Source organism: Mahella australiensis 50-1 BON (assembly GCF_000213255.1).
Lineage (GTDB): Bacteria > Bacillota > Clostridia > Mahellales > Mahellaceae > Mahella > Mahella australiensis.
In genome coordinates, this window is sequence record NC_015520.1 from 819,981 (window position 1) to 836,226 (window position 16,246).

Here is a 16,246-nt window from a genome sequence, read left to right on the forward strand (position 1 = left end):
AAATGAGGAAATGGTTTAATTTATTGGAGGATTTCAAATGAGTAATTATGGAGAAGTTAACGCTGCAAAAGGCATATCATCTGTGATTAAGAGCAAGCAGAATAAACAGTTTAAGCTTTTGATAAAGGACCTACTTATATATTTATTACTTATAATAGGTAGTGTATTATTTATTACGCCTTTTTTGTGGATGCTGTCAACATCATTGAAAGGGGAAGCGGGATTATTTGATATACCTCCTCAATGGATACCTAATCCGATAAAATGGGGAAATTATCCTGAGGCTTTACAATCGATTCCGTTTTTAAAATATACTATGAATACTGTTTTTATTACCGTGGTTGCAATGGCAGGTGCTATTGTATCATCTTCATTAGTGGCATATAGTTTTGCTCGACTTAAATGGCCGGGGCGGGATATATGGTTCATCATCCTATTAGCTACAATGATGTTGCCGGGGCAGGTTACTATGATTCCGGTGTTTGTAATGTATAAAAATCTTGGATGGATAAATACTTACGCCCCATTAACAGTACCTTACTTTTTCGGCAGTGCATTTTATATATTTTTATTAAGGCAGTTTTTCCGAACTATTCCTATGGAACTGTCGGATTCAGCTAAAATAGATGGCTGCTCAGAATTTAGAATATACTGGAAAATCATTTTGCCGCTTTCTAAGCCCGCTCTTGCTACTGTGGCTATTTTTACTTTTATGGGCGTGTGGAACGATTTTGTAGGACCGTTGATTTACCTTAATGATACGGATAAGTTTACTCTAGCGCTTGGTCTAAGATCTTTTCAGATGCAATATGGTACACGATGGAACTTGATGATGGCAGCAGCTATCGTAGCGGCATTACCTACACTAATAATTTTCTTCTTGTGTCAGAAGTATTTTATAGAAGGTATTACTCTAACGGGAATCAAAGCGTAAATGATATAGAAGTCTAAACTACTACTTGGCCATACACTATGTAAGCGGCTTAAACGTATGTGTTTAAGCCGTTTTTATATGTTCAGTCTCGATATCCACAATGCGGGCAAGAAGAGAAATCAACGTCATACTCATAGCCACATCTCGGACATGTCTTCTTTTCCTTAGGATATTTCTCGTGTTTTTCACTTGCTAGCATATATATAATAGTATCTTGTTTATCGAGAATTTTCGCTAATGCGAATGGTATTATGGCTAATAAAATACCATTGGCAACGGATATAACAAATCCACCAAATGAACCTGTTGTAAATCCTGTTACAAGATTGATTATAAAAATTATTGCACCGATTATATAGAGCAATGTATTCATTTTCAATTTTCTCCTTCTTTACAAATCGTTTGTTGATAGTATATCATAATATTGATTTTACGGACAACGGTATTTTCACTTTCATGTTTATATAACTTTGAGTAATAATTTGTCCCTCTCGTTAATAAGTTATATTAACGAGAGGAGGACATGCTTATGATTATAGAGAATGAGATAAACAAAAGGTACGGATGGAAAGAATCGCTCTTGGATTTTATGCCCATGAATATAAGGGCTATGTTGAACAAAATTCCATCGGAATTATCCAATAAGATGGAAGAAATCCGTATGCGCGTCAACAAACCACTAATGCTCATATCAGCAAATCGCGATTATATGTTAGACGAAGCCGGCCATATATGTAGCGATCCAAAACAGGCCTATAAGGTGAACAAATTGGATATAGACAAGACATTGCAATTCATGTCGGAGTATTCCCTGTATGCTATAGAAGAAGAACTGAGGAACGGGTATATCACGCTGGCCGGAGGATACAGAGTGGGTGTGGTTGGAAAGGCAGTGATGGCAGGCTCGGCTATCAGAACTATAAAATACATATCTGGGTTGAATGTAAGGATTGGTAGAGAATTAATAGGTGTAGCCGACAGGGTGATGCGGTTTATTATAGACAGCGATGCAAAGCCGTTGCATACGCTGGTAGTATCGCCGCCGCAGTGCGGAAAGACAACATTGTTGCGCGATATAGCCAGACAATTAAGCGATGGATGCAGCGCTTGTATCCCCAGGAAGGTGGTAATAGTGGATGAACGTTCTGAACTGGCCGGCAGTTATATGGGCATAGCACAAAACGACGTGGGCATAAGGACTGATGTTTTGGACGCTTGTCCAAAAGCCGCAGGCATAATGATGGCCATAAGGGCCATGTCACCGGATGTGATAGTGACCGATGAGATCGGCCGTCAGGAGGACGTGTATGCTATAGAGGAGGCCTTGAACTCCGGTATCATCGTAGTGGCTTCAGCTCACGGCAAAGATATAAGCGACATATCCAACCGCCCCATACTCAAGCAATTGATGGATAAGAGGATATTTCAACGCTATGTTATATTGGGAAGGAGCCTGGGTACAGGCACCGTCGAAAGTATATACGACGGATATAATAGCAACGCATTGCTGACGAAACCAATGAGGTGATAATATGATGCTCAAGCTTATACTATCAGCTGTCATAGTGATAGCGTCAGCTATGATAGGCAATATATACTCTATGAAATATGCTATTCGTGTGACGCAATTGAGGCGGCTGCAAACCGCTCTTCAAATGCTAGAAACCGAGGTAATATATAGATATTCACCTTTGCCGGAGGCTTTTAAGAGTGTAGCGTTATCTATGAAAGGTGAAATACAGTGCATAATGGAGGATACCGCCTCTATGTTGGCCGACCGCAAGGGTTATACTATAGACCACGTATGGGAAACGGCTCTGAAACATTATGCCAAGTCCATGGCGTTGACCAGCGATGATATAGGCATATTGCTTAATTTGGGCAAGACACTGGGTTCTTCCGATGCGGATAATCAGATTAAATATTTCGAGCTCATATTGAATCAGCTCAGGCAGCAGGAAAAATATGCCGAAGCTGAAAAAGCGAAAAACCAAAAACTATACAATAATCTTGGTATATTGGGTGGATTGGGTATAGCTATATTGATATTATAACGGAGGAAAAAATGAGCGTAAATATAGATCTCATATTTAAGATAGCCACCATAGGTATTCTGGTAGCAATATTGAATCGGGTATTGGTACAATCGGGCAGAGAAGAGATAGCCATGATGACCACGTTAGCGGGGCTTGTAATAGTTTTACTTATGGTTATAGATTTGATAAACCAGCTTTTTCAAACCATCAAATCCATATTTCAGTTGTATTAGCGGTGAATAGGGCTTATGGATATCGTTCAAATAGTGTCGATAGGGTTGGTAGCAGCTATATTGGCTATTACTTTGCGCCAGCAGCGCCCGGAGATGGCTCTAATAATAAGCATTGCCGCGGGTTTGGTAATTTTCTTTATGATAGCCGGAAAGCTGTCTGTAGCCATACAGGCTTTGAATGAGATCATGCGGAAAGCTCAGTTGAATAATATATACTTTACTACGGTGCTGAAGATCATCGGCATAGCGTATATAACCGAATTCGGCTCGCAAATATGCAAGGATGCCGGCGAGGGGTCCATCGCATCCAAGATAGAACTGGCCGGCAAGGTGCTTATAATGATCCTTGCTTTACCAATTGTATTAGCGGTATTTGATCTGATAAGCAGCGTGATGCAGTGATGAAAGGGTATCTTGATATGAGTAGATTGATGCTCATAATGTATATAAGCATAATAATCGTATCGTATATGTTGATTCCTGTTGCCTATGCTGCTCCTGATGAGGAAGGAGCAATGCCAGATGATGATTTAATACAACAGCAACTCGACAATTTGGACATTTCGGAAATAGCCAAATTTTATGAGAATTTTGTGAGCGAAGATTATCCAGATATCGGCGCATTGCTGAAGGACATGCTGAGAGGGCGTATACCGTTCGATGTATGGCAGATCATAAAAAACCTTGTTAGCGGTTTATTTAAGGAAGTGTGGCAGAATATAGGACTTATATCTAATGTGCTGATCATCGCTATAGCAGCCGGTATACTCAATCAGCTTCAGAGCTCTTTTGATAGCAAATCGGCTGGTGAAATGGCCTTTTATGCCTGTTATATATTGATAATAATGGTGGTTATACAAAGCTTCAATCAAATGATGAGTTATGGGCAAGAGGCCTTGTCCAATATGGTTTTGTTTATGCAGGTATTTGCGCCGACTATGTATACATTACTAATGGCATCAGGAGCCGTGAGCAGCTCAGTCATGTTTCAGCCGTTGATGGCGTTGCTGGTGGGTATGGTGGGTACTTTTGTAAAGGATGTGGTGCTACCGCTGCTGTTTTTATCAGCTATACTCACTCTGGTAAACCATATATCGGACAAGGCCCCGCTGGGCAAATTGGCGGATTTATTGAAGAATATATGCTCATGGGCGCTTAAACTGACTTTTATTATATTTTCAGCTGTCGTCATAATTCAAGGCATAACGGCGGGCAGTTTTGACAGCGTCTCCTTTAGGACGGCCAAATTTGCCGTAGACAATTTTGTACCGGTAGTAGGCCGAGCTCTTTCAGATTCAATGGCTACCGTGGTCAGCTATAGCGCATTGATTAAAAGTGCCATAGGTGTGATAGGGCTTATTATCCTTGCATCCATATGCTTGTTTCCAGCTATAAAGATCGCAGCCGTAGCACTTGTTTATAAATTTGCGGCCGCTCTTATTGAGCCTATCGCGCAACCGCGCATATGTCAATGCCTCAATAGCATAGGCGATATACTGATAATGTTGTTTACGCTGGTATTTTCGGTGGCAGTGATATTTTTTATAGCTATAGCAATGCTTATAGGTATAAACAGCCCACAGGCTATACTATAGGAGGGTATAAGTAGTGGTTATTCAGTGGTTGAAATCATGGATAAGCGCTATAGTTTCTATAGTGCTCATAACTACCTTCATGGAAATAGTATTACCGGACAGCCAAGTCCGGAAATATATACAGTTCATTATAGGCATTGTAATAATGCTGACCATACTATCGCCGATTATAAAGCTTTTAGGACATGGCGATGAGCTGGTAAACAACATAAACAATATGAGTTTCGATATGCAGCGTGCCGATTTAAAACAATCTCAACAGCTAGTAAAGGAGCAGCAGTCAAAGTCGGCCGTAGAGCTTTATAAAAAACGCTTGCAACAGGGCATAAAGCAGCAGGTCGATGCTTTAGGATATGGAGAAGCAGCAAGGGTAGATATAGCGATAGATGAGGATGAAGATAGCGAAACATTTGGCAGTATCCAATCTATGCATATATATGTAAAGCAAAAGAAAGGCGGCATTGAACCTGTAGAGCCGGTGAATATAGATATATCCGGTAAACGTGAAGAAACGGTGCAAGTCGTTTCACTGCCATATGCTCAGAACATAAAAACGACTCTTGCAACCTACTATCAGATTTCGCCGGATGACATCGCTGTATCAGCTATCAGTGATTTGCCTTAGAAACGAGGAAACGGTATTATGGACATTTTTTCTAAAGCTAAAGAATACTATAGTCGCATAAAGAATATAAAGAATATAGAAATATGGTTGACTGTATTGATTATGGCCGTTGTGATAAGTTTAGCCGTGTCGGAATTCTCAAAGCCACCTGCTGATGCTGGTTTGCCTAATGATACCGAAAATGATATGCCGTCGGCAACGATAAGTCCTGATGATGGCGAAGCTCTAGAGACAAAGCTGGCCGATATATTGTCCAAGGTTGACGGGGTGGGATCGGTATCGGTCATGATAACCTTTGAGTCAGAGGGCGAGAAAGTACCGGCGACGGATGTGCAGCGCAGTACAAAAACGACTGAGGAGAAAGATAATCAAGGGGGTGATCGTACTATTATAGAAGAAACCGATGATTCCAAACACGTAATATTAAATCAACAAGGGGCCAGCCAACCGATGATTATAAAAGAATTGGCTCCAAAGATACGGGGGGTTATAGTAGTGGCAGAAGGTGCTGAGGATGTGGCTGTGCAAGCTGATGTATCCCATGCGGTACAAACCGTGTTGGACGTACCTGCACATAAAGTAACAGTATTTGCTATGAAAAAACAGAATAAAGATTGAATTGGAGTGAGTTTTAATGGTAATATTGAGGAGAAGGACTATTGTTATAGTGTCGCTGGTGGCTTTGCTATTCCTAACCGGTTATCTGAATTATTATTATGACCAGCAATTGAATAATAGGGGTGTGGTGCAGACGAATGGCAGCGATAAAGCGGACGATGCAAAACCTGCTGATACAGACAAGGATATTCAACCGCCATCTACATCTCCAAAAAGCAACGATATAGAGGTTGAAGACGTGCCGACATCTGCTTCGTCGCTGGAGCAACAAGCTATGACTTCGAGCACCTCGGCGGCCACATTCTTTATCGAGTACCGATTAGAACGAGAGAAGGTAAGGAGTCAGGAGATAGATACGCTAAAAGAGATACTCACCAATGCCGATATGGATAAGGAATCGAAGGCTGAGGCCGAACAGACGCTGTCTGAGCTTATAAAAACCAATGAAACGGAAATGGCTATAGAAAACTTGCTAAAAGCCAAGGGATTTAAAGATGCTTTAGCTTTTGTTCATGAAGATTCCACCAATATTATAGTATCGGCACCCAGTAAGTTAACACCTGCTGATGTTGCTAAGATACAGGATGTAGTCATGCAAAGGACAAATCAGCCTGCTGAAAAAATTAAAATTATAGAGCGAAAATAATTTTAATGAGGTTGTAAAGCGCCGAATTATCTGGTACAATATAGACAAAAGCGATTGGAGGGATCGATATGGCTGATGTAGATAATGAGAAGATGCAAGGTAATGATGTCCAGACAGCAGGCAATATTCGTATTGCAGACGAAGTAGTTGCTGCTATAGCTGGCGTGGCCGCTGCCAAGGTGGAGAAGGTTACCGATATGAGCGGAGGTTTAGCCAGCGATATAGCGGGCATACTTGGCAGAAAGAATCCTGCTAAAGGCGTGAAGGTTCAGGTCGGTGATAAAGAAACTAGCATAGATATAGCTATAATTGTCGATTATGGGGCAAGAATACCGGATGTGGCATGGAAGATCCAAGAGAACGTCAAAAGTGCTGTAGAGTATATGACAGGATTGAAGGTAACGGCTGTAAATGTGCATGTGCAAGGCGTTAATTTCCCCAAACCAGAGGAAACGGGTTCTTCTGAAGAAGCTGAAGAATAATAACCATAACTATAACCCTCTGATTTATCAGAGGGTTATTCTAACTAAGGAGGTATGAAAATGCGTATTTTAGATAGAATACTTTTAGCTATATATACTATATTGGTAATCATCATCTCTGTTATAGCCATAGCGGTTGCGTTGCGTTGGATACCGGCAGATACGGTTTATATGTACATACGGAGCGTGTACGATAATATGCAAGTGGCCATAGCGGTTTTGATAGTAGGGTTGCTGTTCCTGGTTATAAGTCTGGAGTTGTTGCTGTCAGGCTCGCGCCGCAGCTCACCGCGTGGAGCAATGCTTAAATCGGACGGCACCGGCAGCGTCATGCTGTCCGTAAATGCTATAGATAGTATGGTCCAGCGTTCTGCCAGGATGATCGAGGGTATTAAGGATATAAAGAGTTCGGTGTCCGTTGATCCTGAGGGTACCCGGATAATGTTGAGCGTACAAGTGGAGCAGGATGTAAATATTCCGGAGTTGACCGATAATCTTCAAAATCAAGTCAAAGAATATGTGGAGAAATATGGCGGGATAAAAATAAAAGCTATAACGGTTAGGGTGGACAGCATATCGCCGACAACGCGTTACAAGACGGAGTGATCATTATGAAATTGTTGGTATATATTTTCGACAAATATAGGGGTAAAGCGGTTGGTGCAACGATAGGGTTTATATTCAGCCTGCTTGTTCTTATAATAGGCTTATGGAGGACCCTGTTTATATTGCTGTGTATTGGAGTGGGGTATTATATAGGCAACAAATTCGATAAGGGAGAAAGCTTCTTAGAATTTTTGGACAAGATATTACCTAGGGGTATGCGATAAGTTCATTTACAGTGTGCTCATCGATAGATAAACTATAGCATAAGAAGGGAAAATAATATGAGCAGAAGGCAGGCCAGACAGGATGCGGTTTGTTTAATGTATGAGATAGATATGCAAGACGGCGACTCTGATGATATATTGGAACGCTTTTTTAACACGCATGCGTTAAATGAAGCTGATGCTAAATATATCGATGAAATCGTAAAACTTGCTCTTGAACATAGGGATGACATAGATAGGGGTATAGAACAGAGCTGCGGCAGAAAGATCGAATACCTTGCAAAAATGGATCTGGCTATATTGAGGATAGCAGCGGCCGAGATGTTATATATGCCGTCAGTACCACATAGGGTCTCTATAGACGAGGCGGTGGAATTGGCCAAGCGTTATGGGGATGATATGTCGCCTACTTTTATCAACGGCGTGCTGGCTGGCTTGATGAAACAGCTCACTAAAGCATGAAAGCCATATTATTTTTCAATTAATATATAGGGAGAAGATATTCGATGGGAGCACAAATTATTGACGGCAAGGCTATATCATCTGCTATACGCCAGCAGATAAAACAGCAGGTAATGGAGTTGCAACAAAAAACGGGTAAGTCCCCAGGACTGGCGGTTGTGTTGGTAGGAGAAGATCCGGCCTCTCAGATATATGTTAGGAATAAAGAGAAGGCATGCCAGGAGGTAGGTATATACTCAGAGGTTTACAGGCTACCTCAAGAAACTTCGCAACAGCAGTTGTTGGATCTGGTACATCAGCTAAACGAACGGCAGGAGATAAACGGTATACTTGTGCAATTGCCTTTACCCGATCATTTAGATGAAATGACAGTACTGAGGGATATTTCACCGGATAAAGACGTGGACGGTTTTCATGCGGTGAACGCGGGTAAGCTGTTAAACGGCGAAAAGGGATTTGTACCATGTACCCCGAAGGGTATAATAACTTTGATAAAGAGCACTAACGTAGATATAAAAGGCAAAGATGCTGTGGTAGTAGGCCGCAGCAACATAGTAGGTAAACCTGTGTCTATACTGCTGCTCAATGAAAATGCCACCGTTACCATATGCCATTCCAAGACGGCTGATCTGAAATCCCATACGCAAAGGGCTGATATATTGGTTGTAGCTACAGGTAAGCCAAACCTCATAACAGGCGATATGGTAAAACCAGGATCAGTGGTTATAGATGTAGGGACCACCAGGGTGGAAGGTAAATTGACTGGCGATGTGCACTTTGCCAGCGCCAAAGAAGTAGCCGGTTGGATAACTCCTGTACCCGGCGGGGTAGGTCCTATGACCATAACTATGTTGTTGCAAAACACTGTTGAAGCAGCTGTATCGCAATGGAAACTCTGATATTCAGCGTAAGTCAGTTGACAGCTTATATAAAAGGTATGTTTTCTTCTGATCCGTTATTGCACTCGGTGTATGTGCGCGGCGAAATATCGAATTATAAACTGCATTCCTCAGGTCACAGCTATTTTACGCTGAAGGATCAGAACAGCAAAATACGCTGTGTGATGTTCAGGCAGTATGGGCAGCCGATTTTTGCGATGCAGGATGGCATGGATGTATTGGTACAGGGTTATGTGAATGTTTATGACAGGGATGGGCAATATCAATTATATGCCGAAAGGATAGAGCCGTTCGGTGTTGGATCCTTGCATTTGGCTTTCGAGCAGCTTAAAGCTAAGCTGGAACAAGATGGCTTGTTTGATCGGGCGCATAAAAAGCCGCTGCCTTTGTTTCCTAAACGCATAGGCGTGGTTACGTCTGATACTGGAGCGGCTGTGCGCGATATAATAAATGTGGCACATCGCCGCTATCCGAACATTGACCTGCTTATAGTACCGGTGGCTGTGCAGGGCAAGGCCGCAGCTATTCAGATAAGCGAAGCTATAGATGCGCTGAACGTTATGGACGAATCGGTAGATGTCATAATAGTAGGTAGAGGCGGCGGTTCAATAGAGGAGTTATGGCCCTTTAATGAAGAGATCGTGGCACGCAGTATATATCGCTCTCATATACCTGTCGTATCGGCAGTAGGTCATGAAACAGATTTCACCATATCCGATTTTGTAGCGGATATGCGGGCACCCACACCGTCGGCTGCCGCTGAATTGGTTGTCCCACTAAAAACCGAATTGGAGCAGCGTATTGCCGGGCTGTGCTTGAATGCCAAGCGAGCGGTGGATATGCTAGTGGAAGAACAACGCCGGTGTCTTTATAAATTGCAGGGCAGCCGCATTATGCGTGATCCTATGCAGCTTTTGAAAGATAAACAGCAGCAATTGGATCAAGCCGAACGATATTTGCTGATAAATATGCATCATCGGATGGAAATAAAAGGCGCTTTGTACAATGATCTTAAGCATAGGCTAGAAGCATTTAATCCCTTGGGTGCATTGAAACGCGGCTATACCATGACGCTAGATGTCGAGGATAAAAGTCTCATTAAGTCTGTTAGCGAGCTTTCATTAGGGCAACGTATACATATAATCTACGATGATGGTCGAGCACAGGCTGAGATCGTGGATCTAGAAGTCGAAAGGGAAAATGATGATAGAAGATGATAGGACTTTTGAAAAAGCTATCCGCGAATTAGAAAATATAGTAACATCTTTAGAAAATGGAGATGTTGCATTGGACCAGGCTATAGCATTATTCGAGCGCGGCATGGAATTATCGCGCTATTGCAGCCAAAAGCTTGACGAAGCCGAAGGTAAGATAACCATGCTGATGAAAGAGCAAAATGCTTTTAAGGAGGTTCCTTTTAACTAAGGACAGATATGGATTTTAACCAACAGCTAAAACATAAAATAGAAATAATAGATAAAAATCTGGATAATATGCTTCCGCCTGCTGATACTTATCCCCCGGTAATACACGAAGCCATGCGTTACAGCGTCTTCAGCGGTGGTAAAAGATTGAGGCCGGTGCTGCTTATATCGGCTTATGAACTGTTTGATGAGCATGTAGACGATTGTATGCCGCTTGCATGCGCTATAGAATTCATTCATACTTATTCGCTTATACACGATGATCTCCCGGCTATGGACGATGATGACACAAGAAGAGGCAAGGCGACATGCCATAAAGTGTTTGGCGAGGGTATAGCGGTGTTGACCGGCGATGCTCTACTCAATCACGCGTTTGAAGTCATGCTAGATGACATAGCTCGGAATCCTCATCATATAGCCGCTGCCATAGCCATTGCAAAAGCGGCAGGTATAGGCGGTATGATAGGAGGGCAGGTTATGGATTTATTGTATGAAAATAAGCCTGTAGACGATGGCGTTTTACAATATATCCATCAGCATAAAACCGCTGCCTTGATATGCGCAGCAGTAAAAGCCGGTGCCTTGGCTGCAGGTGCTGATGAGGTATATGTGCGGGCTATAGAGCAATACGGTTTGGCGCTGGGCATGGCGTTTCAGATAAGCGATGACATACTGGACGTGGACGAAGGCGGTAAAGAGGAAGTTAAAGCTACATATCCGGCACTATACGGCATCGAGGCATCCATAAAAGCAGCACAGGAATTCACGCAGCATGCAATAGATGCAATAGCCGTTTTCGGTCAAAAAGGGACGTTTTTGAAAGAAATGGCCTCCTATATGATGCGGCGCAGCAATTAATATGGTTTTATAGCGATTTGCTCGCTTAAGCGATGCTCTATGAGATTTGCATGTATTTATATGTATATGTTATAATTATATCTACAAGTGCGATGGCGCAGTATCCTAGTCAGCGCTATCGATCCTGAAAGCGGGGCTAAAAATCCGCTAAGGGCACAACGATGAAGTTCCTGGTGCTGGCTTCTGACGCCCAGTCGGGGGCTGGTGCTGGGAGTTAAGATAGGTGGGCAAGCTGCAATGGCATGCAGCCGATGACCCATCTATCGCGGAGGCCCGAGAGGGTGGTGCTTCAGTAAGAAAGCGCTACTGCTCGGGGATGAACCTGTATGCGGCAAACGACGCTGTGTACAGTGTAGCCTGCCTTGAGTGATATAGGTGGATAGCAGTTCACACCTTGGCCGGAAGGCGCCGAAGGCGCGAGGTTATCGCTGCTTGAAACCTATGTTGCAAAAGAGGCTAGGGATCGATTTGGCTGTTGAGGAAAGCTCCTAGGCTGCTCATCACGAGGCATGTTGGGGATTAAAGTGTGGACTTAGTGGCGATTCGGTGAATGCCGTAGGCGACTCGGCATGACGATTTTAAAGGGAAACCGCTCCTCCGGCGACGGAGAGTAATCGTCTGGGAAATCCTACCGAACCTAAGCCGCAGAGTTTACCCAACATGCTGCCATCGCAATGTATATTATTTAAAGAGGTTAATGCTTTCATGGATAATGACGATAGCGATATTCACTTACATAAAGGGAAAAGCGTTGTAAAAAATAATAAAATTAAAACTAAAAATTCTAAAAATAATAAAAATCATCGAGATCGCTGGCCTTTGGTGGTTACGGGCATAGCATTTCTTATATCCTCTATCATGAGTTTAATATCTGAGACTACAATTCAATCGGCGGATCTTTTTATGGCATGGATAATCCTAATAATTATTATAGCAATAGGCGTAATATTTGATATAATAGGAGTAGCGGTTACTGCTTCTAAGGAGGCGCCCTTTCATGCACGCTCGGCGCGTAAAATGCCAGGAGCAGCTCTGGCTGTGCAGTTTGTGCGCAATGCCGATAAGGTATCAAGTTTTTGCAATGATGTAATAGGCGATATAGCAGGTGTCATAAGCGGAGCGGCAGGAGCGGTGATAGCGGGCAAACTTATAGTTTTAGCCCATAATAGTTATGATATGATTATAAGCATAATGCTCAGCGCCGGCATAGCATCGCTTACTATAGGAGGCAAAGCCTTAGGTAAAAATTACGCTATAAATAATTCCGAAGAGATAGTATACAGGGTTGCATATATTTTGGATATTATAATAAAAAGCCCGAAATACTTAATCTCGCTGATGCGAAGGGAAAGGAAAGACCTATGAGTAGATTGCTCGATGATATAGATAGTCCTGAGAGCTTGAAAGCATTGGATATAGACCAGCTTAAGACTTTATCGAATGAAATAAGGGAGTTTCTGATCGATAATGTTTCTAAAACAGGAGGACATTTGGCTTCTAATCTTGGCGTGGTTGAGTTGACGATAGCTCTGCATTATGTATATAATAGCCCATGGGATAAAATCATATGGGATGTCGGTCATCAATCGTATACGCATAAAATTTTGACCGGAAGAAAATCACTTTTTCCTACTTTGAGAAAATACGGTGGCATGAGCGGTTTTCCTAAACGATATGAAAGTGTCCACGATTGCTTTGAAACAGGGCATAGCAGCACGTCTGTATCGGCGGCGCTTGGTATGGCCAGGGCAAGGGATTTAAAAAAGGAGCATTATTCTGTGATAGCGGTAATAGGCGATGGCTCCATAAGTGGCGGCATGGCATTTGAAGCGTTGAATGATGCCGGCCGTTCTAGAAACGATCTTACTGTTATACTAAACGATAATGCGATGTCTATTGACAAAAATGTAGGAGGATTAGCGTTATATCTGGCGAGACTTCGTTCCAGCCCTGGCTACGGCAAGGCTAAGCGCGATATAAAAGGTGTGATAAGCCGTATACCTTATATAGGCGATTCGTTGGTAAGCGGTATAGAGAGGCTTAAGAATAGCTTTAAGTATATATTTGTGCCAGGTATGCTATTTGAAGAATTAGGATTTACTTATATAGGCCCTATAGACGGGCATAATCTGGATGAATTAATATCGGTGCTAAGGCGTGTTAAAAATATGAAAGGGCCGTTGCTTGTGCATGTTGTAACTGTTAAGGGTAAAGGATATAAGTTTTCTGAAGAGAACCCGGAACGGTTTCACGGCATAGCGCCGTTTGATGCCGAAAACGGGCACGAGGAAACAAGCCCTGATATGACGTATACTAAGGCTTTTAGTAACGCTATGCTGTCTGCAGGGGCGCGTGATAAGCGCGTGGTTGCTATTACGGCGGCTATGAAAGATGGTACAGGGCTTGGGCGTTTTGCCGAGAGATATCCCGATCGTTTTTTTGATGTAGGTATAGCCGAACAACATGCTGTGACCATGGCGGCAGGAATGGCCGCTGCCGGCTTAAGGCCGGTAGTGGCGATATACTCGTCGTTTTTACAAAGAGCATATGATCAGATAATACATGATATATGTATGCAGGATTTACCTGTTATATTGGCTATTGATCGAGCAGGGTTGGTAGGTGAAGATGGGCCTACACATCATGGCGTGTTCGATATATCTTACTTACGGAGTATGCCTAATATGTGCGTGCTCGCACCCAAGGATGGTCAAGAACTGGATAAAATGCTGCAGTTTGCCTTATCGATGGATGGGCCGGTGGCCATACGTTATCCCAAGGGAGCGACTTACTATGGCCACGATGCACATCAAACTGATATCGATGTAATGAACTGGGAGTGTTTGCAATTTGGAGCTGATGTCGCTATATTAGCAGTCGGACGTATGGTCGGTATAGCATTAGATGCTGCGGCTATATTAAAGACAATGGGTATAAATGCTGCAGTGTATAATGCGCGCTGTATTAAGCCATTACCGTCATCGACACTAGCAGATATCTTGATCAATATCAAGCGACTGGTTACCGTAGAAGACAATATAGAAAAAGGTGGTTTCGGCAGCAGCATAGCCGAATTTATCTTCGATAATGATATAAAGGGTGTTGATCTGGATATCATAGCTATACCGGACCGTTTTGTGCCCCATGGCAGTGTCGATAAATTGTTAAATAAGCTCAAAATGACCCCGCAAGGTATAGCTTCTCGCATATATGAACGTATTAACGGCAATATAACAGTTAGAAACAGGGGTTAGCAATGATCAAAAAAATCGCCGTATTTCCCAATGCCAATAAAGATGCAGGGCTTGATATAACCAGACAGTTGGTACAATGGCTGGAGACGCGTGGCGTGTCGGTTATGCTCAACGAAAGCACGGCCTCAAAAATAGAACGACCGGATCTTGCATATTCGGGCCATAGCATGTATAGCGAACCCGACATAATAATAGCATTGGGTGGCGATGGTACTTTGTTGAGCATAGCAAGGCAGGTATGCTTATATCAAATACCGATATTATGCATCAATCTCGGCCATCTCGGCTTCTTAACGGAAGTGGAGGTATCGGATATGTATCCGGCATTGGAGAAAGTGCTGGAAGGCGGATATTCTATAGAAAACCGCATGATGCTACAGATAGCCGTTATCAGGGACGATATGGAGTTGGAGGCGTTCTATGCGCTCAATGATGCCGTTATATCAAAGGGGTCGTTCTCCAGATTGATACGCCTGAAGGCGTATATAGACGATGAATTCGTTAATAATTATATAGCGGACGGGCTTATCATAGCGACGCCTACCGGTTCCACGGCTTATTCGCTTTCAGCGGGAGGACCTATAGTGAGCCCCAACCTTGAATCTATCCTGCTTACGCCGATATGCCCGCATAGCCTTAATTCCCGTTCGCTGGTTATATCCGATAAAGAGGTTATAAGGATATACATTGATGATCCTTCCAGCGATATAATAATGACTATAGATGGACAAGAGGGCTTTCGTGTGACTAACGGTGATATAGTTATGCTGAAGAAAGCAGGTATTTATACGCATTTGGTCAGAGTCAGCGGCAAAAGTTTTTATAAGCTGCTGCACGAAAAATTGTATGATATCGATGCCCAGCGGCTTCGGGATTAAAGGTAGAGAGGTGTTTTAATGAAGATAGACAGGCAATCGAAAATACTGGAGATCATAAAAGATAAAGAAATAGAAACACAAGAAGAACTTACAGACGAGTTAAAAAAAGCCGGTTTTGATGTTACTCAGTCCACTATTTCCCGGGATATAAAGGAGTTAGGGCTGATAAAGGTGTTAGCCCATGATGGCAGATATAAGTATGCTGCCATGGATAAGGATACTGTATCGCCGGTAGATCGACTATTGCGCGTATTTTCGGAAGCTATATTGAGTATAGATTATACAGGCAATCTGATCGTTCTGAAAACGCTGCAAGGCTCGGCCCAAGTAACAGCGGCGGCGGTAGATGCTATGAGTTGGCCCGGCGTTTTGGGGACTATAGCTGGAGACGATACGGTGCTTATCATTGCGAGAAATGAAAAAACGGTAGAAACGCTCATAAGGGGATTCAACGATATACGATCCCGGTAAG

23 protein-coding genes are annotated in these 16,246 nt (G+C 42.8%); 22 read left to right on the plus strand and 1 reads right to left on the minus strand.

The genetic code is table 11. The features are described from left to right. Positions 1 to 37 precede the first annotated feature (37 nt). Positions 38 to 934 carry a carbohydrate ABC transporter permease gene (locus tag MAHAU_RS03805; protein WP_013780400.1) on the plus strand — a complete coding sequence of 299 codons (897 nt, stop codon included), beginning with the start codon at positions 38 to 40 and terminating at the stop codon, positions 932 to 934. 82 nt (positions 935 to 1,016) lie between these two features. Here MAHAU_RS03805 and MAHAU_RS03810 read toward each other — a convergent pair whose 3' ends face one another. After that, positions 1,017 to 1,307 (minus strand): hypothetical protein, encoded by a 291-nt coding sequence (locus MAHAU_RS03810; RefSeq protein ID WP_013780401.1) that lies wholly within the window; start codon positions 1,305 to 1,307, stop codon positions 1,017 to 1,019. Positions 1,308 to 1,463: 156 nt separating this feature from the next. Between MAHAU_RS03810 and spoIIIAA the strand changes: the two genes are divergently transcribed. The 21 genes from spoIIIAA to MAHAU_RS03910 all read left to right on the plus strand — a co-directional run bounded on the left by spoIIIAA (position 1,464) and on the right by MAHAU_RS03910 (position 16,245). Then, complete coding sequence (spoIIIAA, locus tag MAHAU_RS03815; protein WP_013780402.1) at positions 1,464 to 2,462, plus strand: stage III sporulation protein AA; 999 nt, start codon at positions 1,464 to 1,466, stop codon at positions 2,460 to 2,462. 4 nt (positions 2,463 to 2,466) lie between these two features. Next, complete coding sequence (gene spoIIIAB / locus MAHAU_RS03820; protein WP_013780403.1) at positions 2,467 to 2,988, plus strand: stage III sporulation protein SpoIIIAB; 522 nt, start codon at positions 2,467 to 2,469, stop codon at positions 2,986 to 2,988. A gap of 11 nt (positions 2,989 to 2,999) precedes the next feature. Beyond that, the gene (spoIIIAC, locus tag MAHAU_RS03825; protein WP_013780404.1) at positions 3,000 to 3,203 is read left to right on the plus strand and encodes a stage III sporulation protein AC; all 204 of its coding nucleotides are present in this window, start codon (positions 3,000 to 3,002) and stop codon (positions 3,201 to 3,203) included. Between the two features lie 15 nt (positions 3,204 to 3,218). Further along, entirely contained in the window at positions 3,219 to 3,605 is a 387-nt protein-coding gene (gene spoIIIAD, locus MAHAU_RS03830) for a stage III sporulation protein AD (RefSeq protein ID WP_013780405.1), read from the plus strand. Between the two features lie 17 nt (positions 3,606 to 3,622). Continuing rightward, a complete protein-coding gene (spoIIIAE, locus tag MAHAU_RS03835; protein ID WP_171804960.1) occupies positions 3,623 to 4,798 on the plus strand; it encodes a stage III sporulation protein AE in 1,176 nt (391 codons plus the stop codon). Positions 4,799 to 4,811: 13 nt separating this feature from the next. Further along, on the plus strand, positions 4,812 to 5,423 hold the full coding sequence (gene spoIIIAF, locus MAHAU_RS03840; RefSeq protein ID WP_013780407.1) for a stage III sporulation protein AF: 612 nt from the start codon (positions 4,812 to 4,814) through the stop codon (positions 5,421 to 5,423). A gap of 18 nt (positions 5,424 to 5,441) precedes the next feature. Further along, on the plus strand, positions 5,442 to 6,041 hold the full coding sequence (locus MAHAU_RS03845) for a stage III sporulation protein AG (protein ID WP_013780408.1): 600 nt from the start codon (positions 5,442 to 5,444) through the stop codon (positions 6,039 to 6,041). Between the two features lie 16 nt (positions 6,042 to 6,057). Beyond that, positions 6,058 to 6,687, plus strand: a complete 630-nt coding sequence (locus tag MAHAU_RS14905; RefSeq protein WP_013780409.1) for a SpoIIIAH-like family protein — start codon at positions 6,058 to 6,060, stop codon at positions 6,685 to 6,687. A gap of 68 nt (positions 6,688 to 6,755) precedes the next feature. Continuing rightward, positions 6,756 to 7,169: an Asp23/Gls24 family envelope stress response protein gene (locus MAHAU_RS03855; RefSeq protein WP_013780410.1), complete on the plus strand. Its 414-nt coding sequence runs from the start codon at positions 6,756 to 6,758 to the stop codon at positions 7,167 to 7,169. Positions 7,170 to 7,229: 60 nt separating this feature from the next. Then, positions 7,230 to 7,775 carry an alkaline shock response membrane anchor protein AmaP gene (gene amaP, locus MAHAU_RS03860; protein WP_013780411.1) on the plus strand — a complete coding sequence of 182 codons (546 nt, stop codon included), beginning with the start codon at positions 7,230 to 7,232 and terminating at the stop codon, positions 7,773 to 7,775. Positions 7,776 to 7,780: 5 nt separating this feature from the next. Beyond that, a complete protein-coding gene (locus MAHAU_RS03865) occupies positions 7,781 to 7,999 on the plus strand; it encodes a DUF2273 domain-containing protein (RefSeq protein ID WP_013780412.1) in 219 nt (72 codons plus the stop codon). Positions 8,000 to 8,056: 57 nt separating this feature from the next. Continuing rightward, the gene (gene nusB / locus MAHAU_RS03870; protein ID WP_013780413.1) at positions 8,057 to 8,461 is read left to right on the plus strand and encodes a transcription antitermination factor NusB; all 405 of its coding nucleotides are present in this window, start codon (positions 8,057 to 8,059) and stop codon (positions 8,459 to 8,461) included. Between the two features lie 44 nt (positions 8,462 to 8,505). Beyond that, entirely contained in the window at positions 8,506 to 9,360 is an 855-nt protein-coding gene (folD, locus tag MAHAU_RS03875) for a bifunctional methylenetetrahydrofolate dehydrogenase/methenyltetrahydrofolate cyclohydrolase FolD (RefSeq protein ID WP_013780414.1), read from the plus strand. After that, positions 9,348 to 10,577, plus strand: a complete 1,230-nt coding sequence (gene xseA / locus MAHAU_RS03880) for an exodeoxyribonuclease VII large subunit (protein ID WP_013780415.1) — start codon at positions 9,348 to 9,350, stop codon at positions 10,575 to 10,577. The genes folD and xseA overlap by 13 nt, the downstream gene beginning before the upstream one ends. Further along, on the plus strand, positions 10,561 to 10,785 hold the full coding sequence (xseB, locus tag MAHAU_RS03885; RefSeq protein ID WP_041643828.1) for an exodeoxyribonuclease VII small subunit: 225 nt from the start codon (positions 10,561 to 10,563) through the stop codon (positions 10,783 to 10,785). The genes xseA and xseB overlap by 17 nt, the downstream gene beginning before the upstream one ends. 8 nt (positions 10,786 to 10,793) lie before the next feature. Next, positions 10,794 to 11,642 (plus strand): polyprenyl synthetase family protein, encoded by an 849-nt coding sequence (locus MAHAU_RS03890; RefSeq protein ID WP_013780417.1) that lies wholly within the window; start codon positions 10,794 to 10,796, stop codon positions 11,640 to 11,642. A 223-nt stretch (positions 11,643 to 11,865) separates the two neighbouring features. After that, complete coding sequence (locus tag MAHAU_RS15705; RefSeq protein WP_171804961.1) at positions 11,866 to 12,012, plus strand: hypothetical protein; 147 nt, start codon at positions 11,866 to 11,868, stop codon at positions 12,010 to 12,012. Positions 12,013 to 12,545: 533 nt separating this feature from the next. Next, complete coding sequence (locus MAHAU_RS03895; protein WP_148258382.1) at positions 12,546 to 13,007, plus strand: hypothetical protein; 462 nt, start codon at positions 12,546 to 12,548, stop codon at positions 13,005 to 13,007. Then, positions 13,004 to 14,896 (plus strand): 1-deoxy-D-xylulose-5-phosphate synthase, encoded by a 1,893-nt coding sequence (dxs, locus tag MAHAU_RS03900; RefSeq protein ID WP_013780419.1) that lies wholly within the window; start codon positions 13,004 to 13,006, stop codon positions 14,894 to 14,896. The genes MAHAU_RS03895 and dxs overlap by 4 nt, the downstream gene beginning before the upstream one ends. Positions 14,897 to 14,898: 2 nt before the next feature. Continuing rightward, the gene (locus MAHAU_RS03905) at positions 14,899 to 15,774 is read left to right on the plus strand and encodes an NAD(+)/NADH kinase (RefSeq protein WP_013780420.1); all 876 of its coding nucleotides are present in this window, start codon (positions 14,899 to 14,901) and stop codon (positions 15,772 to 15,774) included. Between the two features lie 18 nt (positions 15,775 to 15,792). After that, a complete protein-coding gene (locus MAHAU_RS03910) occupies positions 15,793 to 16,245 on the plus strand; it encodes an arginine repressor (RefSeq protein ID WP_013780421.1) in 453 nt (150 codons plus the stop codon). The last annotated feature ends 1 nt before the right edge of the window (position 16,246 follow it).